Annotated in this window: 15 protein-coding genes and 1 pseudogene; 7 read left to right on the top strand and 9 right to left on the bottom strand. The window is 38.7% G+C overall.

What is annotated here, in order from left to right:
* Positions 1–79 precede the first annotated feature (79 nt).
* The 5 genes from KPF51_RS03165 (at position 80) to argF (ending at position 8,294) form a co-directional block, all read left to right on the top strand.
* Positions 80–2,851 carry a pitrilysin family protein gene (locus tag KPF51_RS03165; RefSeq protein WP_064661064.1) on the top strand — a complete coding sequence of 924 codons (2,772 nt, stop codon included), beginning with the start codon at positions 80–82 and terminating at the stop codon, positions 2,849–2,851.
* Between the two features lie 277 nt (positions 2,852–3,128).
* On the top strand, positions 3,129–3,290 hold the full coding sequence (gene speFL / locus KPF51_RS10865) for a leader peptide SpeFL (protein ID WP_005716642.1): 162 nt from the start codon (positions 3,129–3,131) through the stop codon (positions 3,288–3,290).
* Positions 3,291–3,574: 284 nt separating this feature from the next.
* On the top strand, positions 3,575–5,737 hold the full coding sequence (speF, locus tag KPF51_RS03155) for an ornithine decarboxylase SpeF (RefSeq protein WP_005716647.1): 2,163 nt from the start codon (positions 3,575–3,577) through the stop codon (positions 5,735–5,737).
* A 56-nt stretch (positions 5,738–5,793) separates the two neighbouring features.
* A complete protein-coding gene (gene potE / locus KPF51_RS03150) occupies positions 5,794–7,107 on the top strand; it encodes a putrescine-ornithine antiporter (protein ID WP_005716650.1) in 1,314 nt (437 codons plus the stop codon).
* 182 nt (positions 7,108–7,289) lie between these two features.
* Positions 7,290–8,294, top strand: a complete 1,005-nt coding sequence (gene argF / locus KPF51_RS03145) for an ornithine carbamoyltransferase (protein ID WP_061406152.1) — start codon at positions 7,290–7,292, stop codon at positions 8,292–8,294.
* Positions 8,295–8,363: 69 nt separating this feature from the next.
* Here argF and KPF51_RS03140 read toward each other — a convergent pair whose 3' ends face one another.
* The 8 genes and pseudogenes from KPF51_RS03140 to KPF51_RS10795 all read right to left on the bottom strand — a co-directional run bounded on the left by KPF51_RS03140 (position 8,364) and on the right by KPF51_RS10795 (position 17,030).
* Complete coding sequence (locus KPF51_RS03140) at positions 8,364–9,236, bottom strand: VirK/YbjX family protein (RefSeq protein ID WP_061406153.1); 873 nt, start codon at positions 9,234–9,236, stop codon at positions 8,364–8,366.
* A gap of 141 nt (positions 9,237–9,377) precedes the next feature.
* Positions 9,378–10,592, bottom strand: a complete 1,215-nt coding sequence (locus KPF51_RS03135; RefSeq protein WP_005716657.1) for an aromatic amino acid transporter — start codon at positions 10,590–10,592, stop codon at positions 9,378–9,380.
* A 94-nt stretch (positions 10,593–10,686) separates the two neighbouring features.
* Complete coding sequence (locus tag KPF51_RS03130) at positions 10,687–12,063, bottom strand: tyrosine phenol-lyase (protein WP_014667952.1); 1,377 nt, start codon at positions 12,061–12,063, stop codon at positions 10,687–10,689.
* A gap of 480 nt (positions 12,064–12,543) precedes the next feature.
* Entirely contained in the window at positions 12,544–12,675 is a 132-nt protein-coding gene (locus KPF51_RS10860; protein ID WP_256207333.1) for a hypothetical protein, read from the bottom strand.
* 188 nt (positions 12,676–12,863) lie between these two features.
* On the bottom strand, positions 12,864–14,201 hold the full coding sequence (gene argG / locus KPF51_RS03125) for an argininosuccinate synthase (protein WP_005722481.1): 1,338 nt from the start codon (positions 14,199–14,201) through the stop codon (positions 12,864–12,866).
* Between the two features lie 55 nt (positions 14,202–14,256).
* Positions 14,257–15,117 carry an SDR family oxidoreductase gene (locus KPF51_RS03120; protein ID WP_005751603.1) on the bottom strand — a complete coding sequence of 287 codons (861 nt, stop codon included), beginning with the start codon at positions 15,115–15,117 and terminating at the stop codon, positions 14,257–14,259.
* A gap of 71 nt (positions 15,118–15,188) precedes the next feature.
* Positions 15,189–16,049, bottom strand: a complete 861-nt coding sequence (locus KPF51_RS03115) for a phosphoribosylaminoimidazolesuccinocarboxamide synthase (RefSeq protein ID WP_005722487.1) — start codon at positions 16,047–16,049, stop codon at positions 15,189–15,191.
* A 100-nt stretch (positions 16,050–16,149) separates the two neighbouring features.
* Positions 16,150–17,030 (bottom strand): annotated as a pseudogene (locus KPF51_RS10795) (phosphoethanolamine transferase).
* An 806-nt stretch (positions 17,031–17,836) separates the two neighbouring features.
* On the opposite strand from KPF51_RS10795, the gene prfC reads away from it, so the two are divergent.
* Positions 17,837–19,417, top strand: coding sequence for a peptide chain release factor 3 (prfC, locus tag KPF51_RS03105; protein ID WP_046333331.1), 1,581 nt, complete (start codon positions 17,837–17,839; stop codon positions 19,415–19,417).
* Positions 19,418–19,635: 218 nt separating this feature from the next.
* Entirely contained in the window at positions 19,636–20,115 is a 480-nt protein-coding gene (locus tag KPF51_RS03100) for a Dps family protein (protein ID WP_005716668.1), read from the top strand.
* A 123-nt stretch (positions 20,116–20,238) separates the two neighbouring features.
* On the opposite strand, the gene KPF51_RS03095 is transcribed toward KPF51_RS03100, so the two are convergent.
* Positions 20,239–23,103, bottom strand: coding sequence for a valine--tRNA ligase (locus KPF51_RS03095; RefSeq protein ID WP_061406155.1), 2,865 nt, complete (start codon positions 23,101–23,103; stop codon positions 20,239–20,241).
* Positions 23,104–23,105: the final 2 nt, after the last annotated feature.

Here is a 23,105-nt window from a genome sequence, read left to right as displayed (position 1 = left end):
CTCCACGCCTGTCAAAAAACACGACGTGTTATTCACATAACGCGTCGCGTTTATTTATACACAGATGAGATTAAAAATAATGAAAAAATTGACCGCACTTTTCCTTATCATTTGCACATTGATTGCTTGCCAAAGTATGTCTTCCTCTCCTCAGGCATCACTCCCGTTTGATCCAGCTATTCAACATGGTAAATTAGCGAATGGGTTAACTTATTATGTCGTACGAAATCCTGAGCCGGCGCATCGTGTCTATATTCGTTTAGTTGTGAATGCCGGATCACTGCACGAAGATGAGGATCAAAAAGGGGTGGCGCATTTAGTCGAACACATGGCATTTAATGGCTCTCATCGATTCCCTGAAAATCAAATCATTAATGCACTTGAAAAATTAGGAATGAAATTTGCACGGGACATTAATGCATTTACCGATTTTGAAAATACGGTTTATACCCTTAATTTAGACAAAAATGATCCTCAAAGCCTGACTTTAGCTTTTGAGGTGTTAAATGAGTGGATGCACCACTTAACGATTCTGGAAAAAGACTTAGATAATGAACGTGGTATTGTACAGGAAGAATGGCGACGACGTTTAAGCCCAATGTTACGTTTAGGTGACAAAAAAAGTGCGGTAGAAATGGCGGGGTCACGCTATGCCGTACGCGATCCGATTGGCGATATGAATATTATTCGCACGATTTCAAGACAGCGTGTGGCTGATTTTTATCACAAATGGTACCGACCTGATAATATGGCGGTGATCATTGTGGGTGATATTGATGCTCAACAAGTCACCTCTCAGTTAAAAGCGCAGATAGGGAGTATAAACTCACACTCAACTTCCCCCTTACCACCAATTGATTTTTCTATTCCATTCGTTAACCAATGGCGCGTTGCAGGTATTTCTGAAAAAGGCACCTATATTCCCACACTTGAATTAAGCTTTTTTGAAAAATTTACAGAGCAAAATACCCTCGCTGCATATAAACAAGATTTGATTCAACAAATCCTGATTCGTCTGATAAATTTACGTTTACAAGATTGGGAACAAGTCAAACAGCAAAAAGTTGAATCAGCAAATTTTTACCGCACTCATTTAGGAAAAGAAACGCTACAAAATATTTTCCTGCTACAGCTTTTTGATACTGACTACCAAAAAGCCACGCAATCCTTATTCCAATTTATCGCAGAAATTCAGCAACACGGCTTTTCTGCGCAAGAATTTCAACAAGAAAAAGCGCGGTTAGTCCAATTAAATGAAAAACAACGCAGTCTCAAAGCTGGGAGTTTAAAAATCGCAGATGATCTCGTTATTTCTGCGGCAAATCAGCAAGTCGTGATAAGTCAACAAGATCGATATCGACTCAATCAACGCTTTTTGCAAGAAATCCGTTTAGAAGAACTGAATCAGGCATTTCAACACCTCATTGCTATTCAAGCCAAACTCCTGTTAGTTACTCAACCTTATCCCGCGACACCATTGACGTTAACGGTAAATAAGGTGGCACAGCTGTGGCAAGAAACACAGCATACTGCGCAACATACTTGGCATACACCTAGAACAGCTGGGAAAATGCCTGCATTGTCCTTCCCTAAAGGGCAAATCAAACAAAGCAAACATTGGAAAAAAGGCGATATTACGGAATATCAATTAAGCAATGGAAGCAAATTGATTTACCATTATAGCGATAAAACACCCAATCAAGTGTATTTTAAAGCTGTTACAGCGGGAGGATTACGTTCTGTAGCGCCTAGTGATTACCATCGCTTTAAAAGTGCGGTGACATTAACTGATGATTCTGGTATTGGTCCATTAAGCTTGTCGGAGATCAATGATTTATTTCGCCAGCATCCTATCGCATTGGCGACTGTAGTTGATGACTATAAACAAGGTTTTACCGCAGTAGGAAAACCCGAACAAATAGCTGATTTACTCAAATTATTTCGCTTGAAATTACAAGGAACAGCAATTAGCGAGCCTGTTTTTGAACGTTACCAAAAAGAAACTCAAGATTATTTCCGTCAAATAGATAAAGAAACGGAATTTATGCAAAAATTATCACGCTTACGTTATCCCAACATGGCCACAGTGTATAGCCAAAATAAAAAGGAAGCCTTATCGTTTTCTCGTCAGGAACTCACCCAATTCTATGACTCGGTGATGTTAGATAAAACGGATTTCACATATTTTCTTATTGGAGATCTCCCTCAACAAGAGGCAGAAAAGCTGGCACAAACGTATTTAGCCTCAGTAGAGGTCAAACACTCACCTCGTCATTATTACGATAGTTCGCCTATCACACCCGCCAACCATTTTGTCATGCATGGCTTAGATGAACCACGTGCTGATGTCGAGATTTATTTCAGTACACCGAATCAATGGATACCTGAACTACAATATCAGTTAGATCTCTTAGCAGATGTACTGCAAGAAGTGCTTCGCTTAACACTGCGAGAACAATCATCAGGTATCTATGCTGTGAATAGTTGGTTTAATCAAGAAAAATCACATGCGCGCCTAGAGGGGAAAATTGAATTCAGTTGCGCCCCTGATCGCGTGGCAGAACTGACCGCACAAACGTACCATATTTTAGATGAAATCATGCAAAAAGGCGTTTCCGCCAGCTTATTAGAAAAGAAACGAAGTGAGAAACAAACACAAATCAAATTCCAATTTGATTCATTAGTGTCTATTGCCATGCTAATTGAACAAAGCTTTTGGCATACTCAAAGTCCAGATGAAATTTATCTGTATCAAAGACTCGAAGACATTGGACAAAAAAAATACATAGATAATCTCGCAAGAAAAATATTTCAGCCAAATGCACGTTTTCAAGCCATCTTGCAGCCTTAATAATATTTAAACGCTATTTTAATATGTTTATTTATGTTAAGATCATCCTGACTTATTTTCTTGTATAACAAAATTTTTAATTAAATATATTTAATTAAAAATAAAATTAATAAAATGTTAATAAATTTAAAATATGGTTAAATTATAAACAAAAAATGTGATGGATATCACAAATAAAAAAATTTATCTTGAAAAGATAAGGGAAATTAGCGAGACTAATGACTAAATGAAAGTAAGGCAATCTAATGTTAAATAAATAATACACTTGGAGAGTTTTATGTTAATACACGACTACTACAAAGAATATCATCCTGATAAAGGACGTTCCATTATGGCACATATTCGTAGAACAAGACATATTATGATGCCTTCGTATCGCTCTTGTTTTTCTTATTCAATCTTCAATTCCCAAATATCCTCATCTCATTACGCTCGCTGAGTGTAGCATCTAGAACTATCCTGCACCCTTTCGTACAGGCGAGTTGCTATTTTTTAAATATAACTTGGCGTTTAAGAATTTATTATTATTTTCTTATGCTTTTCTGTTGTATTTAAAATCACACATTATCATTAAAAAATAATTAATATATTTTTTAGTCCAACTCTTATTATCTAAATATAAATAATAAGAACTGAATTAATCAACATATTAATTAAAATCCTGATCCGCCATTTAATAATAGCGGAGGGAATTTTATTACTTAAATAAACAAGGAGTCATCTATGCTAAATTTAAAAATTGCATATAGCCCATTAATTCGACCTTATTTTCATACAAATAGAGAACTCGTTTCTGTTCAAGAAACAGATTTCACCGACATTGGTGCAATTATCCTGAGTTCTGAAGATATTGAAGATTATATTGATAGTATACAAGCAACTGAATTTAATATTCCGGTCTTTGTTGCTGTCATTGAAGGTCAATTTTTAGATCCTCAATTCTTTGACAAAGTCTATCACGTTCAAGATCTCAACAACTACGACATCAACCTATACAGTCGCCAAATTGAAACTGCGGCGCGGTTTTACGAAGAAAAAATCCTCCCACCTTTCTTTAAAATGCTAAGTGAATATGTGGAAATGGGGAATTCTGCTTTTGATTGTCCGGGACACCAAGGTGGACAATATTTCCGTAAACATCCTGCAGGACGTTATCTCTATGATTTCTACGGTGAAAATATTTTCCGCTCAGATATCTGTAATGCCGATGTAAAATTAGGCGATTTGCTAATCCATGAAGGAGCCGCTTGTGATGCTCAAAAACACGCTGCTCAAGTCTTTAATGCTGATAAAACCTACTTCGTCTTAAATGGGACATCTTCTGCAAATAAAGTCGTCACCAATGCGTTACTCACACCGGGTGATCTTGTGCTCTTTGATCGTAACAATCACAAATCTATCCATCATGGTGCATTAATTCAAGCTGGCGCTACCCCTGTTTATTTGGAAACTGCGCGTAATCCATTTGGTTTTATCGGCGGGATCGATAGCCATTGTTTTGATGAAGATTATTTGAAATCTTTAATTAAAGATGTTGCGCCTGAAAAATTAACACAAGCACGTCCTTTCCGTTTAGCCGTTATTCAGCTCGGTACTTATGACGGAACCATCTATAATGCGCGCCAAGTCGTAGATAAAATTGGTCATTTATGTGACTACATCTTGTTTGATTCTGCGTGGGTAGGTTATGAACAATTCATTCCAATGATGAAAGATTGCTCACCGCTCTTGCTTGAATTAAATGAAAATGATCCCGGCATCATCGTGACACAATCAGTACACAAACAACAAGCCGGCTTCTCACAAGCCTCACAAATTCACAAAAAAGACAAGCACATTAAAGGTCAACAGCGCTACTGTAATCATAAACGCTTTAATAATGCATTCATGTTACACGCCTCCACCAGCCCATTCTACCCTCTTTTTGCCACACTTGATGTCAATGCAAAAATTCAAGGTACCCCTGCGGGTATTCGTTTATGGCATGACTGTGTCAAAATCGGGATAGAAGCACGTAAAATGGTGCTGAATAGTTGTGATCTGATCAAACCGTTTATTCCGCCTTATGTCAATGGCAAAAAATGGCAAGACTACGATACAGAAGAAATGGCAAATGATTTAACATTCTTCAAATTCCATGCTGATGATAAATGGCATCAATTTGAAGGCTATGTAGATAACCAATATTTTGTTGATCCATGTAAATTCATGCTAACGACGCCGGGTATTGATATTGAAACAGGTGAATACGAAGACTTCGGTGTCCCTGCTACGATTCTTGCTAATTATTTACGTGAAAACGGCATTATTCCGGAAAAATGTGACTTAAACTCAATTCTCTTCTTATTAACGCCAGCAGAAACCCTCACCAAAATGCAAAGTTTGGTTGCACAAATTGCGGCATTTGAACAACACATCAAAAAAGATTCCTTGTTAAAAGAAGTCTTACCAAGTGTTTATCACAACAATGAAAAACGCTATGAAGGTTATACCATCCGTCGTCTTTGCCAAGAAATGCATGATTTGTATGTCAGCCGTAACGTGAAAACTTTACAACGCAACTTATTCAGAAAAGCAACCTTGCCTGAATATGTGATGAATCCACATCAAGCTAATCTTGAATTTGTTCGTAATCGTGTAGAACTGGTTCCACTAACCGAAATCGTTAATCGCATTGCGGCAGAAGGAGCACTTCCTTATCCACCGGGTGTGCTTTGTGTCGTACCGGGTGAAAAATGGAGTCAGACTGCACAGGAATATTTCTTAGCACTCGAAGAAGGCATCAATTTATTACCAGGTTTCGCACCAGAAATTCAAGGGGTATATCTACAACAAGATGCAGATGGACGTATTCGTGCTTATGGCTACGTATTAACTGAAAACTAAATCATTAACTAAAAAAGTACAGTATGCATGTACTGTACTTTTATGAGGATACAATTATGAGTGCAAGAAATAATAAAATTGGTGTTGTTCAACTCACTATTCTTACTATGGTTAACATGATGGGCTCAGGCATCATTATGTTACCCACAAAATTGGCAGAAATTGGTACCATTTCAATCTTATCGTGGTTAGTAACTGCCGTTGGTTCTACTGCACTGGCTTATGCCTTCGCACAATGTGGTATGTTTAGCAAAAAATCCGGTGGTATGGGTGGCTATGCCGAATATGCTTTCGGTAAAGCAGGGAATTTCATGGCGAACTATACTTATGGTGTTTCATTGGTCATTGCTAACACAGCCATTGCGATTTCCGCAGTAGGTTATGGTTCCGAATTACTTGAGGTAAGCCTCTCCCCTGTTGCGATCGCTGGCTGGACAATTATCACTTTATGGCTCGCGACGTCCCTTAACTTTGGGGGAGCACGTATTACAGGTAATATTAGTTCATTTACCATTTGGGGTGTCATTATTCCGGTGGTTGGTTTATGTATTATTGGCTGGAAATGGTTTGATGCCGACATGTATATCAATGCTTGGAACCCACATCATGTGCCGACGTTTGAAGCAATTGGGGTGTCTATTTCCATGACATTATGGGCATTCCTTGGCTTAGAATCTGCCTGTGCAAATACCGATGTGGTCGAAAATCCAGAACGTAACGTACCCATTGCGGTACTTGGCGGCACCTTAGGCGCAGCCGCGATCTATATCGTGTCAACCAATGTGATTGCCGGTATTGTACCGAATATGGATTTGGCTAATTCAACCGCACCTTTCGGATTAGCTTTTGCTCATATGTTTAATGAAACAACGGGTAAAATTGTGATGGGCTTGATGGTACTCTCTTGCTTTGGTTCACTCCTCGGCTGGCAGTTCACCATTGCTCAAGTCTTCAGAAGCTCTGCTGAAGAAGGCTATTTCCCTGCCTTTTTCAAGAAAGTAACAAGCAAAGATGCACCAATCATCGGCATGGTGACAATTACAGTGATTCAAAGCTTGTTATCCTTAATGACGATCAGTCCATCCTTAAACAAACAATTTAATGTATTAGTGGATCTTGCCGTCGTCACGAACGTTATCCCTTATATTCTTTCGATGGCCGCATTAATGGTGTTACAAAAAGTGGAAAAAGTCCCGGCACAGAAAGCAAAAATCACGACATTTGTCGCCTTTATTGGCTCCGTGTACAGTATTTATGCACTCTATGCGGCAGGACAAGAACCGATGTTATATGGTTCAATTGCCACCTTTATTGGTTGGACACTATATGGTTTTGTGTCAGATAAATTTGATATGAAAGCCAAAGTCTAGTTCCGCAGATAAGCCATTCTCTCAAAGTGCGATTTATTTCTTAAATCGCACTTTTTTATAGCAATTCAATCTATCAAAGCAATTTCTCCTAGCCTTTTAATATAATTAAGGTATAATTTTCGATCGCGTAAACGTTTGCTCAAAATCCTACTATAAATTATCAATTCAAATGAGGAGAATATATGCCACTCAATTTACGTCATCGTCATTTCTTGCGTTTAATGGATTTCACGCCAACCGAAATTCAATTCCTACTCGACCTCTCTGCCAACTTAAAAAAAGCAAAATATACCGGAACAGAACAACCTCGTTTGAAAGGGAAAAATATTGCCTTAATTTTTGAGAAAACGTCAACACGCACGCGCTGTTCATTTGAAGTGGCGGCGTATGATCAAGGGGCAAATGTCACTTATATCGGTCCAAGTGGTTCACAAATTGGTCATAAAGAATCAATGAAAGACACGGCTCGAGTTTTAGGCCGTATGTATGACGGAATTCAATATCGTGGTTATGGACAGGAATTAGTCGAGATTCTCGCACAGTACTCAGGCGTTCCTGTTTGGAATGGGTTAACTGATGATTTTCATCCAACACAAATTCTTGCTGATTTTCTGACAATGTTAGAACACGGTGAAGGCAAACGTCTTGATCAAATGAAAATGGCCTATTTGGGTGATGCCAGAAATAACATGGGAAATTCTTTTGTTGAAGGTGCGGCATTAATGGGCATGGATCTCCGTTTAGTCGCGCCTAAAGCCTATTGGCCAGAACAAAAACTGCTTGATGAAGTCGCAGAAATGGCGAAGAAAACTGGCGCAAAAATTACCTGTACAGAAAACGTAGAGGAAGGGGTGAAAGGTGTTGATTTCCTTTACACCGATATTTGGGTCTCCATGGGCGAGCCTGAAGAAGCCTGGGAACAGCGCATTAACTTAATGAAACCATACCAAGTCAACAAGGCGTTACTTGAAAAAACAGGCAATCCGAAAGTGAAATTCATGCACTGTTTGCCTGCTTTCCACGATGAAAATACAACGGTCGGTAAAGAAATGGCGCAAAAATATGGTATGAACGGTCTTGAAGTCACCGATGAGGTATTTGAATCAGATGCCTCCATCGTGTTTGATGAAGCAGAAAACCGTATGCATACAATTAAAGCAGTGATGGTGGCAACGTTAGGTCAGTAAGACGTTGTTCTTCTCATAAAAAATCCCCAAAAATGCACCGCACTTTTGGGGTTTTATTTTTAGTATCGGCTATGAAAGCTGTGTTGTGATTTGTTCCAACGCGTTATCAAACATCTCATAACGTTTTCGATACATAGAACGTTTTTTACTTTGAATGTCTTCTAGCGGTTTTCGTTCAACATCAGCAGGAAGACACCAATATTCACCTTGTTTTACCGCATCATTTTCTTGCCAAAACTCATCGTAATTAAATAATAACCGCTCCGAATCATTCCAACGGTATTTCGCTTGCTGACGATGCGGAATCCCTAGTAATTGACAATCGAGTTGTTGAGCAAGAAAACGAAATCCATTCACAAGCATAAACATTGGGCGAACACCGTGTAGTTGCTTGGTTACTACACGCACAATCTCTTGAGCATATTCCCCTTTTGGTCCCTGAATAGAAGCGATTAATAGCTGCTTCTCTGACAAAAACGTAAACGAGGCATCATAGACACTTTGCTTTGTTTCTGTATTTTGGATATTTAAAGAGAAAAAGCCTTCAAAGGGATCAATCGTATTAATATTCAAATTTAAGCTGAGTGAATCAGTGAGCGTAGCGAGTGTAAGCGTGCTTTTCGCCAATAAATGCTGACAACGTTCAACACCGAATTTCGCTGTCGCAACCATTAAATTTGTTGTGATCGCCTGAAGTCGCTGTGAGCCTCCCCAGCGGCGATTACAATAGGTTGATAGTAAACCATTGACACGATAAGGATGCTGTTGAAATAGCGGTATCCAAAGGGGATGTTGATTTAAAAACTGATCAAACTGCCCACATTGTTTATGATAAAGTCGATACGCATATTGATAACGTAAATATTCTCTAAAACGCTTTAATTTACGTTTTTCATGAGGGTACATTTGACTAAAGTTGGGAAAAGAAAAAGCAGGTTGCATAACAATATCGCTACGTGAGATGAATTTATGGCGGGCGATCTTAACAAAAAGCCCTTATCCTTTCAATAAATAAGGTCATATTCCCCATTTGAAAAGAAAACAGTGAGACTATTCTCACTGTTTTCAGCATAATAAACTCACTTATCCCACGACGGCAGGTAAATAGCCTGCTTTAATCGCAAATGGGATCGAGGTAATGATCACACCTAATACCGCCGAAATGACCAGTAATGCTGAACCACCCGATACACGATAAGGGAGATTTGGATGCAATTTTCTCACTTTCCACACTAATGCTGCAGGTAATACTACCGCATAAAAAGCAAACATTTGTCCTGCATACCCTAAGGCTAGAATAAACCCTTTTGGATAAAATAATGCAAATAATAATGGTGGAATAAAAGTCAGTAGCCCAAGTGTAATACGACCTGCTTTAAATTTAAAGACGCGGCTTAACAAGTCTTCAATACACTCAAAAAGCCCTAAAGCAACCCCTAAGAAGGAAGTAATTAAAGCCAAAGCCGAGAATAATTTCACAGCACCAGAAATGACACTGCTTCCCGTCACTTGTTTGGTAGCGGCTACTAGCCCATTCAAAGTAGGTTCATCTTGTAAAATCTGTAAGAAAACAGATTGTGTTAACACCCCATGCGTACCAAATTGCCATAAAATATAGCCACACAGTGTAATGAATGAACCGACTAAAATCGAAATACGTAATGCCTTAATATTCCCACCCAGGTATTTATTCAAGCTAGGTATTGAGCCATGAAAACCAAAGGAAGTAAAAAAGACCGGACTGGCAGAAATCAGCAGGGCTTTATCAATTGGCATCGCCATTAAATTATCCATTTTTACTTCAGGCACTAACAAAAATAATACAGCACCCAATGCAACTAACATGGTAAAAAATAAAAGACGATTTAGTCCATCAACTGTTTGCGTACCAATGATAATGAAAGCACCAAAAACTGTCGTGAAAATGACAATAGAAATGTGAGAGGTTGTTTCGGCTGATTGAATCGTTGGTAGAATAGAAGACAATAAACCACCACCGCCCGTCACATACGCGGCTAACAAGGCATATAAAAAGATCAATAATGCTGCTGTAGAAATAAATCGACCAAAACCACCAAAATAGACCGCACTCAGAGAACCAATCCCCGCATCACTTTCTACGGTTTGATACGCTTCAACAAATAACAATGCACTGTATGTCAATAAGAACCAAAGGACAAGTAACAGAACTACGGTAAAGGTGAAACCAATTCCCGCAGACGTTAAGGGCATCGCTAACATCCCTGCGCCGATCATGGTACCTGAAACAAGCAAAGTACTTCCCAATGTTTTATTCATAATATATCTCCTTTTTGTCTATCCCATAATAATGAAAACAGCAGACATATTGAATAAGTAGGACATTGCTTTTCAGCAATGCCCTAATGAGAAATTACGCTTTCGGTTCAAAACGCGCCGTAAAGAAACGTAATAATTTAGGCTCATACACCATATCAAGACCTTTAATGTCATCTCTGTGTTTAAAGAGTTTAATAATGGTGTCAGCAACATGATCTAAATGCGCATAAGTATAAACACGACGTGGGATAGTTAAACGCACTAATTCTAATTTAGGCGTATGGTTTGCACCGGTTTTCTTATCACGACCCGCCGATACAATACCACGTTCCATTGAGCGTACGCCTCCCTCAATATAAATTTGCGCAGCAAGCATCTGTGCTGGGAATTGTTCTTGTGGAATATGTGGAAGGAATTTCTTCGCATCTAAGAATACTGCATGACCACCCACTGGTTTCACAATCGGCACACCCGCCGCTTCTAATTTATCCGCGAGGTAGTAACATTGTGCAACACGGTGCTGGATATAGTGGAAATCGACAGATTCCGTAATACCGATTGCCATTGCTTCCATATCACGACCAGCTAGTCCACCATAAGATGGCATCCCTTCAAAGAGCACTACGAGTTCACAAGCTTGTTGATAAAGATCATCATCATTAATACATAAGAAACCACCAATATTCACAAGACAGTCTTTTTTACCACTCATGGTACAACCATCTGCATAACTCATCATTTCTTTTAGAATATCTTTGATGGTTGCATCTTTATACTCTGCTTCACGCTCTTTAATGAAGTACGCATTTTCTACACAACGTGTGGCATCAAACATCACTTTAATATCATGTTTGCTACATAATGCTTTTACTTCACGCATGTTTGCCATACTCACAGGTTGTCCACCCGCTAAGTTTACGGTAACCGCTAAACAGATGTAAGGAATTTTATCCGCACCCACTTCATCAATCAGTTTTTGTAATTTCTTCACATCGACATTGCCTTTGAAAGGTAAATCAATTTGTGAATCATGAGCTTCATCAATAATAATATCAACGAAAGTCGCCCCATTACGCTCTTGGTGCGCGCGTGTTGTAGTAAAATACATATTACCCGGTACATAATCGCCCGGTTTGATCATAATGGTTGAAAGTAAGTTTTCTGCACCACGACCTTGGTGAGTTGGTACGACATATTTGAAACCATAATATTCTCTGACTACGTCTTGTAAATGCATGAAGTTACGGCTACCTGCATAAGCTTCATCACCGATCATAAGACCCGCCCATTGCTTATCACTCATGGCCGAGGTACCACTATCGGTTAATAAATCAATATACACTTCTTCTGAATTGAGTAAAAACGTATTGTAGCCTGCTTTTTTCATGTAGGCTTCACGTTGCTCACGAGTCGTCATTGCAATCGGTTCAACAGCTTTGACTTTATAAGGTTCTGCAGGATAGTTTCTCATAATCTTTCTCCTAAAATGATCATCAATAATATTAATAACATTTACCGAAAAGAAAACTAAGATCTTGTTATTAAACAACTTTTACCACTAACAACCCTTACTTCTTCAAATGGATTGTAAATTATTATTTACACTTTTCTCAATATAAAATTGTTCATTTTTTGAACGCGATCTCAAAAATAAAAAAATTTTTTTCATCATCTTGAAAGCGGTGGACAAACTTGCTATTTTGGTGCGTCTTAATATAGGGTAAATAAAAACAAGAACAATTCTTAACAAAGAAAAAATCATCACATCATCTAACTAGAAAGCCTAAATATAACAATGAAATAGCTATTTTTTATGCCGTTATTTCAGGTCGTCGTGGAGAAGGGAAAACAGGAAGCATGAAGGAGCAAGGATTAACTCCTTTTGATATGTTAGTTGGGAATTTAACGCATAGAGGCGGATAACCCGCCCCTTTTCTTTCCAGCCTAGTAATTAGGCATGCTTGACTTGTGCACTTACTGTTGCTTCTGTATGCAGTGCGGCTTTCTGTTCTGAACGATCAAACACCACTAATGCAGCAAGAAACGCAACAATCACACCGACTTTGATAATATTTGTCATCATTTACCTCTTAAATCATCAGTCCGAAAAAAGCGCGAATTATAACCAATGAAAAATAAGATGTCTATATTTTGTGCTGTAGAAAAATAAAAAAGGTAGTTCAGAAAGTCTGTAAAAAAATACCGCACTTTTCAGCGCCAATTAGGCAAAGTGCGGTCTATTTTTTAAAACTTTCTCAGCACAAAAAAGCATTAACCTTTCTTATTTAGTTGTGGCAAGAAAGAATCTTTTGAAATACTAAGTAAGCCTGTTTGCGTGTAAATACCTAACTTATCCCGCGTATCTACGATATCTAAGTTACGCATCGTTAATTGACCAATACGATCAACAGGATCAAATGGCGCATTTTCCACTTTTTCCATACTTAAACGCTCTGGCATATAAGTTAAATTTGGTGATTCCGTATTCAAAATGGAATAATCATTACCACGGCGTAATTCGAAAGTCACCTCACCGGTAATCGCACGCGCAACCCAGCGTTGTGCCGTTTCACGTAACATTAAGGCTTGTGGATCAAACCAACGACCTTGATAGAGTAAACGACCTAAACGTAAGCCGTTAATACGGTATTGTTCAATCGTATCTTCATTATGGATACCACTCACTAAGCGCTCATAGGCAATATGTAACAACGCCATCCCTGGTGCCTCATAAATACCACGCGATTTGGCTTCAATAATTCGATTTTCAATTTGGTCTGACATACCTAAACCATGGCGCCCACCAATACGGTTTGCTTCGAGGAATAATTCAACATGATCGCTGAATGTTTTACCATTTAACGCCACAGGAATCCCCTCTTCAAAGCGCACAGTGACTTCTTCAGCTTTCACTTCAACATCATCACGCCAGAATGCCACACCCATAATCGGTTTTACAATACGAATACCCGTATTTAAAAATTCAAGATCTTTGGCTTCATGGGTGGCACCTAGCATATTTGAATCTGTTGAATAGGCTTTTTCCACTGACATTTTGTATTCAAAGCCATTCGCAATCAAGAACTCTGACATTTCATGACGACCGCCTAATTCTTCGATAAATTGATTATCTAACCATGGCTTATAAATTTTAAGATTGGGATTAGTTAATAAACCATAACGATAGAAACGCTCAATATCATTACCTTTGAAGGTACTGCCATCACCCCAGATATTCACATCATCTTCACGCATCGCCGACACTAACATCGTTCCCGTTACTGCACGACCCAATGGGGTAGTATTAAAATACGTTACGCCACCTGTTGAAATATGGAAGGCACCGCTTTGAATAGCCGCAATCCCTTCGTGAGCAAGCTGTGCACGGCAATCAATTAAGCGGGCATTTTCCGCGCCATATTCCATCGCCTTACGCGGAATTGCATTGTAATCCTCTTCATCTGGTTGACCTAAGTTCGCGGTATAGGCATAAGGAACAGCCCCTTTTTGACGCATCCATAACAATGCTGCACTGGTATCTAAACCACCTGAAAACGCGATACCGACTTTTTGACCTTTTGGAAGCTGCTGTAAAATTGTGTTTGACATACTTGACCTTTATTTAAAATAATTACGCAAAAAAAGTGATTAAATAATCACTTTATTATTTCAAAAACCCATCGGAAAGTCCACCGCTCTTTTCCTCATTTGGTAACATCAAATAAGGATCGGGATATTGGTAAACAAAATCAATCTCCTGACAAATCTTATCAGACACAATAATTCTGACAGGATCTTGTTCCGAACAAATGAAGTGCGGTGTGGCTACACCGAGTTTTTCCGCCATCGCAGAATAATATTCTGCTTTAGTTGGATGTTTCGGTGCTACTACATGATATAAGCGCTGATGGCTAGGCGTTTCAAGTAATAATTGAATTGCTCTAGCACAATCATCAAAATGCACTAAATTCACTGGTGAATTACCAGCTTTGACGTCTTTACCTGCCAATGAATAAACGGGATGACGATCATCACCAATCAAACCACCAAAACGAATAATATCGCAATCAATATTTTTCAATTGGAACAGCCACTCCTCGACTTCCACTAAGGCTTTTGCTATTTCAGATTGAGGCTGAGGTGAGCAAGATTCGTCGAAGTACCCAGAATGTTCTGGAAAGACAGAAGTGGAACTAATAAAAATGAGATGACTCACACCATGTAGCAACGCTTCGTTGACTAAGTGTTGAATGCCTTGTACATAATGTTGCGGATCGAAAAAATATTGGCTTGGTGGAATGTTGATTACCAATGAATCCACTGACAACAACAACGTTAAATCATCAGGATCGGCATTAATTTCAGGGGTAAGCTCTAAAGGGTATGCTTCCAAACGAACCAAGCGCATTTGCTCCGCCCCTTCGTGCGTGCGTTTACTGCCTTTGACTTCCCAACCTAAATTTTTCAAATGACGAGCTAAAGGTAAGCCAAGCCAACCTAATCCCACAATTGAAACCGATTTCATAATTCTCCTCATGAATGTTGCTGTTGAAAAAAAGCTTTCTCCCCGCCAAGGGAAGAAAGCCCATTTTCACTTTATTTTGTTAATAAATCCAAAGCCTCTTGGTATTTATTAACGGTTTTTTCAATCACCTCCGCAGGCACTTTCGGTGCGGGAGGTTGTTTATTCCAACCGCTCGTTTCTAACCAATCACGAATAAATTGTTTATCAAACGACGGTGGATTAATGCCTTCTCGATACGTCTCAACAGACCAAAAACGGCTTGAATCTGGTGTCAACACTTCATCCATTAAAGTGAGTGTACCATTTTCATCTAAACCAAACTCAAATTTCGTATCACAAATAATAATGCCCTTGCTTAGTGCATATTCTGCAGCGGCTTGATAAAGCGCGATCGCTTTTTCTTTCACTTGTGCTGCTAGTTCTGCACCAATTAATTGCTCACATTCGGCATAACTAATATTCACATCATGATCGCCGACCTCAGCTTTACTGGAAGGCGTAAAAATAGGTTCTGGTAATTTGCTTGCTTCGACTAGCCCTTCTGGTAATACTAAACCACAAATTGTGCCTGTTTTTTGATAATCTTTTAAACCACTACCAGTTAAATAACCGCGTACAATAGATTCAATTTTAATTGGGGTCAAACGTTTGCAGACAACAGCCCGATCTTTTACCTTATCCGCCTCTTCTTTTGGTAACACATCATACACGGTGTCACCAGTAAAATGATTCGGCATAATATGGGCGAGTTTATTAAACCAAAAATTCGAAATTTGCGTCAAAATTTCCCCTTTACGAGGAATCGGATCGTCCAAAATCACATCAAAGGCTGATAAACGATCAGTCGCCACCATGAGCATACGTTTATCATCAATTTCATAAAGATCACGCACTTTACCTGAGTAGATTTTTTTAAGACTAAGCTGTGTCATCTGTTTGCACCTTTATATTTTGTATTATAAAAATCGGTTCATATTGTACCGCACTTTATGTAGAAAGATAAGCAAACGTTTGCATTTTTTGTTGACTATGTCATTTTTTAGCCGAGTCTTTTGGTAAAGAATCAAAAATAATATAGTTTTCCCAATCAAAAACTATAGTTGGTTTTTTATCTACATCATTGGAAAAGAAAAGATAAGGTAATTTTAAGGACTCCTCATCAATTCCTAACCATTCCGAGAAAGCATTAAGAAAAAACATACCACTTCTTCTAGCATCTATCTTAATTTGTTTCAAATCATCACTTGATATTTTAACTAAAGGAACTGAAAAACTTTCTTGATACTCATTGCCTACATGAAGAGATAATTTATCTTTCCTTGTATTATAATGCTGTAGCCCGTGATCTGAAAAATAAATAACCGAATAGCTTCCTAATTTTTCTAATCTAGCAATTAATCTCTCAAGGAATAAATCTGTTTGCTTAAATGTTTCTAAATAACATGTCATATCTTGGTTAATGAAGTATATCTCAGGTAAAGAGTCCAAACGCATACAAAAACTAGGATGAGATCCCATTAAATGAAAAACAAATAAATTTTTTTACTATTGTCTATTTCTAATAGATATTCATCAAAATATTCTAATAACTTAAGATCTCGAGTTTCAGAGTCATCATATCCCCCTTTTTTAGTAAATATATGATGTTTTGCAAGGAAACCTATTCTAGATGCAACAGTATCATGATTACCTAATACTCCTTGATTAGATATCCAATATGTATCAAATCCTGCACTATTAGCTAAATTAATAATATTATTATTTGGTTTAATTTCATAATTATTCTTATCATAAAATGAATGAAGTAAAGATGGTTGAGTATTAGGTGCTGAAGAAATATAATTAGTAAAAACAATCCCTCTTGTTCTTTTCAAAAATGGCGTTGTTTCAATAGGATATCCGTATAATGACATATAGTCAGCCCTCATACTCTCTCCAATAACTAAAACATAATTATCATATTTTGAATTAACAGATTGGATTTTCCAATCCGGCTCAATATTTATACCATACTCTAACATTTCTTTCTGATTAAAATAAGAAAATGTAAGATAATATATATTGCTAACAAGTTGTATAGGGTAAACTCTAATATTTAAGACAGAGAAACCACTCCCTTTTACATATTCCTTCACTGGTTTATAAAAAGTAACTAATAATAAAAATAACAACAATAGTAAAATATTTTTAAATTCTTTATTCTTATTTCCTAATTTACTATATAAAACCAATCTATATAAAATAAAAAAACCAAAATAAAAATAAACAAATATAGAGATAAATTGATAATAAGAAAGCGTAGAAATATACTCTATACTTTCACTTAAATTACTTTCAAAAATCGAAGCAATAATACTTAAGTTAATCCCTTTATATAAGTATAAGGGAATCATCATCCCGACAAGTAATGTATAAAAACAAAACAATAATATAAATAATCTTAATGATAAGTGATATATAAAAATCCAAAAAATAAAACTTCCGAGCAGACTTAAGAAAGTTAAGGAAAGACATAAAATAAAGTGAGAAACAAAAACATACACTCCAAGTAAGCAAAACAAAAAATATTCTTCTTTGCTTATCCTTGAGAAGATGAAATCCAATTTCATCATGATAGCTCCTATGCGCATTTCTAAATGTTTTTAGATGAGTGGTATATCGTTACATTTTATGCGAAAATAATAAACTTTCAACATTAATCGTATAAATAATACTTAAAATGAGTTATCCACAACAAGTAAACAAACGTCGCACCTTTGCGATTATTTCTCACCCCGATGCGGGTAAAACTACCATCACTGAAAAAGTCTTACTGTACGGACAAGCGATTCAAACCGCGGGATCGGTGAAAGGAAAAGGGTCTAGTACTCATGCCAAATCCGACTGGATGGAAATGGAAAAACAACGGGGTATTTCGATTACAACATCAGTAATGCAATTCCCTTATAACGATTGTCTCGTGAATCTTCTGGATACTCCGGGACACGAAGACTTCTCAGAAGATACCTACCGCACGTTAACCGCTGTTGATAGCTGTTTAATGGTGATCGACAGTGCCAAAGGGGTGGAAGAACGCACGATTAAATTAATGGAAGTTACTCGCTTGCGTGATACCCCTATTTTGACTTTTATGAACAAATTGGACCGTGATATTCGTGATCCAATGGAATTGTTAGATGAAGTAGAAAACGTATTAAATATCCACTGTGCACCGATCACCTGGCCAATTGGGTGTGGCAAATTATTCAAAGGGGTTTACCACTTATATAAAGACGAAACCTATTTATACCAAACGGGTCAAGGACATACGATCCAAGAAAAACGTGTGATTAAAGGGTTAGATAACCCAGAACTTGATGCTGCTGTTGGTGATGATTTAGCTCAACAGTTACGTGATGAATTAGAACTTGTACAAGGCGCATCTAACGAATTCGATTTAGACGCATTTTTACAAGGTGAATTAACCCCTGTTTTCTTTGGAACAGCATTAGGTAACTTTGGTGTGGATCATTTCTTAGATGGCTTAACCCAATGGGCGCCCGCGCCACAATCACGTCAAGCAGATAGCCGTGCAGTAGCAAGTAGCGAACAAAAACTCACCGGTTTCGTGTTTAAAATCCAAGCCAATATGGACCCGAAACACCGTGATCGTGTGGCATTTATGCGCGTTGTATCTGGCAAATATGAAAAAGGCATGAAACTACGCCATGTAAGACTAGGGAAAGATGTGGTAATTTCCGATGCCTTAACTTTTATGGCGGGCGATCGTTCTCATGCTGAAGAGGCTTATGCGGGCGATATTATCGGTTTACACAATCACGGTACGATCCAAATTGGTGATACCTTCACGCAAGGCGAAGAATTAAAATTCACTGGGATTCCAAACTTTGCACCTGAATTGTTCCGTCGCATTCGTTTAAAAGATCCACTCAAACAAAAACAATTATTAAAAGGCTTAGTGCAACTTTCAGAAGAAGGTGCGGTGCAAGTTTTCCGACCTCTCATGAATAACGATCTCATCGTAGGTGCGGTGGGTGTACTTCAGTTTGATGTGGTGGTTTCACGTTTAAAATCAGAATATAACGTCGAAGCGATTTATGAAAACATCAACGTGGCGACGGCACGCTGGGTTGAATGTAGCGATGCGAAGAAATTCGACGAATTTAAGCGTAAAAATGAGCAAAACCTAGCGTTAGATGGTGGCGATAATCTGACTTATATTGCGCCAACCATGGTGAACTTAAATCTGGCACAAGAACGTTATCCTGACGTCAAATTCTTTAAAACCAGAGAACATTAATAAATAAAAGTGCGGTCGAATGTTGAGACCGCACTTTTTGCACATAATAACCTTTCAAAAATCAGGTATTCATTTATATTACCTATCAAATTTATTATCACGAACAATTTCCTTTCTTTGCTGATTAAGCGTATGATATACCCATACACGCCATTCATAAGTTTTATTTGAATGACATCTGAGATTACCTAAAATAACTAACTATTGGAGGAATAACGATGGCAACAGCAATCGGTTTATGTGCAGCTTCATCAGAAAAACTGGCAAAAGAACTTAATAACTTACTCGCAAACTATCAAGTATTTTATACTAACGTACGCGGCTATCACTGGAATATTAAAGGGGTCAATTTCTTTGAATTACACGCAAAATTTGAAGAAATTTATGACGATTTAGTGGTGAAAGTTGATGAAATCGCAGAACGTATTTTAACCTTAGGTCACACGCCAAATAACGCATACAGCCAATACCTCAGCGTTTCAACAATCAAAGAAGATATTGGTGTGAGCACCGCAAAAGAATGCTTAAAAGGCACTTTAGAAGGTTTCAAAGTGTTATTAAAACAACAACGTGAAATTTTATCGCTTGCAGGCGATGCAGACGACGAAGGTACTGCTTCACAAATGAGCGACTACATCAAAGAACAAGAAAAATTAATTTGGATGTTTACTGCTGCTTGCGAAAGTTGTAACGCATAATCCAATCCTTAACAAAAAATGCGATGAATGTCATGTTCATCGCATTTTTTATGGCCATTTCATGAGTACTCGCTAAGGAGCAAAATAAAGGGCAAATAAATTTGCCCTTATTTATGATTAACGCTACAACGCCTCAATCGCCAAATACTGCTGTCTGAGTTTATTTAACCCTTCTGCGTATTCCGCCATTTTGGCACGTTCTTTTTCAATCACTGCCGGTGGGGCTTTCGCCACGAAAGCCTCGTTTGCGAGTTTGTTTTCAATACGTTGGATTTCGCCTTGGTATTTTTCAATCTCTTTATTCAACCGCGCAAGTTCTGCCTCTTTATTGATAAAGCCTGCCATTGGTACAAGTAATTCTGCATTGTTCACCAATTTTGCCACTGAAAGTGGGGCATCTTCCCCAGCCTCAAGCACACGGATAGCATCTAATTTTGCCATCGCTTGGATTAAAGTGCGGTTGTTTTCCAGTGCGTTTTGATCCGCTTCTGACAGATTACGCAATAATAAATCTAAGCCTTTACTTGGTGGAATATTGCTTTCTGCGCGGATATTACGCACCGCAACAATCACCTCTTTCATCCAGTTGATTTCCGCTTCGGCTTGATAATCCAAGGCACTTTGCTCAAATTGCGGGAAAGCTTGGAGCATAATGGTATCGCCACTTACTCCCGCAAACGCTTTCACTTTATGCCAAATTTCTTCCGTGATAAATGGCATCACTGGGTGTGTTAAACGCAATAATTTTTCTAGCACGTTGATCAAGGTTTGGCTCGCCCCACGTTTTTGCGCCACGCTACCGTTAGCCAAAACAGGTTTCGTCAATTCCAAATACCAGTCACAGAATTGGTTCCAGGTGAACTCATACAAGGCGGTTGCACATAAATCAAAACGGAACTGTACTAAGGCATTGCGGAAGGCTTCTACCGTACGATTAAATTCGGACTGAATCCAACGATCTGCTACAGAATATTCCACGCTGCCTTCGCTGAGATCCAATTTGTCATTAGTTAACACAAAACGGCTTGCATTCCATAATTTGTTACAGAAATTGCGATAGCCTTCTAAACGTTTCATGTCCCAGTTAATGTCACGCCCGTTTGTCGCTAACGCCGTCAAAGTGAAACGCAAGGCGTCTGTACCGTGTTCCGCGATACCTTCTGGGAAGGCTTTGATAGTTGCTTTGGCAATTTTTTCTGCCAATTGCGGCTGCATCATGTTGCCAGTGCGTTTTTCTAGCAAGCTTTCCAAATCAATACCGTCAATCATATCTAATGGATCAATGACGTTACCTTTTGATTTGGACATTTTTTGTCCTTGCTCATCACGAATCAAGCCCGTCACATACACAGTTTTGAATGGTACTTGTGGTTTGCCGTTTTCATCTTTCACAAAATGCATGGTGAACATGATCATACGTGCTACCCAGAAGAAAATGATATCAAACCCTGTGATAAGCACGTCTGTTGAGTGGAACATTTTCAGATCAGGGGTTTGTTTTGGCCAACCGAGGGTAGAGAACGTCCATAAACCAGACGAGAACCACGTATCTAACACATCTTCATCTTGTTTTAATGGCAAATCCGCAGGCAAGTTGTGTTTTGCTCGCACTTCAGCTTCATCTCGTGCCACATACACATTACCCTGCTCGTCATACCATGCTGGGATACGGTGTCCCCACCAAAGTTGGCGAGAAATACACCAGTCTTGAATATCACGCATCCAAGAGAAATACAGATTTTCATATTGTTTTGGTACAAATTGGATTTCACCGTCTTCCACCGCTTTCACTGCCACTTCGGCAAGCGGTTTCACGCTCACATACCATTGGTCAGTGAGCATTGGCTCAATTGGCACGCCACCACGATCGCCGTAAGGCACTTTCAAATCGTGCGGTTTAATTTCGTCTAGTAAACCCAATTCCTCAAAATCCGCCACGATTTGTTTACGTGCGGCAAAACGCTCCATCCCTTGATATTTGGTTGGAATAAGTGCGGTGTAATTTTCAAGAATTTTGCCGTCTGACCCAATGATTTCCGCTTCGGCACGAATATCCGCATTCAAGGTCATCACGTTCACCATTGGTAATTGGTGACGTTTACCTACTTCGTAGTCGTTGAAATCATGTGCTGGGGTAATTTTTACCACGCCTGTACCAAATTCACGATCAACATAATCATCAGCAATAATTGGAATTTCACGATTGGCTAAAGGTAAAACAACCGTTTTGCCGATAAGCGATTGATAGCGTTCATCTTCAGGGTGCACCGCCACCGCTGTATCACCTAACATGGTTTCTGGACGGGTAGTTGCTACGACTAAATAATCCTTCCCGTCAGCCGTTTTCGCCCCATTGGCTAATGGATAACGGAAATGCCAAAGTGAGCCTTTGCTTTCTTTATTTTCTACTTCGAGATCAGAAATCGCGGTGTGTAATTTTGGATCCCAGTTCACCAAACGTTTACCGCGATAGATCAAACCTTCTTCGTATAAACGCACAAACACTTCTTTTACCGCATCAGACAAGCCCTCATCCATGGTGAAACGCTCTCGATCCCAGTCGATTGAATTACCTAAACGGCGCATTTGTTGGCTAATTGTGCCACCTGAATAGGCTTTCCAATCCCAAATTTTATCAATGAAGGCTTCACGCCCGTAATCATGGCGAGTTTTGCCTTCTTCTGCCGCGATTTTACGCTCCACCACCATTTGGGTCGCAATCCCCGCGTGGTCAGTACCTGTTTGCCATAAAGTGTTGTGCCCTTCCATACGATTGAAACGGATTAAAATATCCATCAAGGTTTGTTGGAAAGCGTGTCCCATGTGCAAGCTCCCCGTGACGTTCGGCGGAGGAATGGCAATCGAATAACTTGGTTTTGAAGTATCTTCTGACGGTTTAAAATAACCGCTCTCTTCCCAGTGTTTATATAGAGCTTGTTCCACTGCAGATGGCGTAAAACGATCTGCCATTTCGAAATTTTGTGTCATTG

Source organism: Pasteurella sp. XG20 (genome assembly GCF_018968665.1).
GTDB classification, from domain to species: Bacteria; Pseudomonadota; Gammaproteobacteria; order Enterobacterales; family Pasteurellaceae; genus Pasteurella; species Pasteurella multocida.
This window is presented reverse-complemented; position numbering and strand designations above follow the sequence as displayed.

Excerpts from the sequence above, each read along its gene's own strand:
- KPF51_RS03135 (WP_005716657.1), bottom strand. The coding sequence starts at position 10,592 with ATGAATAAAACATTGGGAAGTACTTTGCTTGTTTCAGGTACCATGATC.
- KPF51_RS03120 (WP_005751603.1), bottom strand. The coding sequence starts at position 15,117 with ATGAAATCGGTTTCAATTGTGGGATTAGGTTGGCTTGGCTTACCTTTA.
- KPF51_RS03130 (WP_014667952.1), bottom strand. The coding sequence starts at position 12,063 with ATGAGAAACTATCCTGCAGAACCTTATAAAGTCAAAGCTGTTGAACCG.
- prfC (WP_046333331.1), top strand. The coding sequence starts at position 17,837 with ATGAGTTATCCACAACAAGTAAACAAACGTCGCACCTTTGCGATTATT.
- KPF51_RS03140 (WP_061406153.1), bottom strand. The coding sequence starts at position 9,236 with ATGCAACCTGCTTTTTCTTTTCCCAACTTTAGTCAAATGTACCCTCAT.
- KPF51_RS03115 (WP_005722487.1), bottom strand. The coding sequence starts at position 16,049 with ATGACACAGCTTAGTCTTAAAAAAATCTACTCAGGTAAAGTGCGTGAT.
- speFL (WP_005716642.1), top strand. The coding sequence starts at position 3,129 with ATGTTAATACACGACTACTACAAAGAATATCATCCTGATAAAGGACGT.
- KPF51_RS03095 (WP_061406155.1), bottom strand. The coding sequence starts at position 23,103 with ATGACACAAAATTTCGAAATGGCAGATCGTTTTACGCCATCTGCAGTG.
- KPF51_RS10860 (WP_256207333.1), bottom strand. The coding sequence starts at position 12,675 with ATGATGACAAATATTATCAAAGTCGGTGTGATTGTTGCGTTTCTTGCT.
- KPF51_RS03100 (WP_005716668.1), top strand. The coding sequence starts at position 19,636 with ATGGCAACAGCAATCGGTTTATGTGCAGCTTCATCAGAAAAACTGGCA.
- argF (WP_061406152.1), top strand. The coding sequence starts at position 7,290 with ATGCCACTCAATTTACGTCATCGTCATTTCTTGCGTTTAATGGATTTC.
- speF (WP_005716647.1), top strand. The coding sequence starts at position 3,575 with ATGCTAAATTTAAAAATTGCATATAGCCCATTAATTCGACCTTATTTT.
- argG (WP_005722481.1), bottom strand. The coding sequence starts at position 14,201 with ATGTCAAACACAATTTTACAGCAGCTTCCAAAAGGTCAAAAAGTCGGT.
- potE (WP_005716650.1), top strand. The coding sequence starts at position 5,794 with ATGAGTGCAAGAAATAATAAAATTGGTGTTGTTCAACTCACTATTCTT.
- KPF51_RS03165 (WP_064661064.1), top strand. The coding sequence starts at position 80 with ATGAAAAAATTGACCGCACTTTTCCTTATCATTTGCACATTGATTGCT.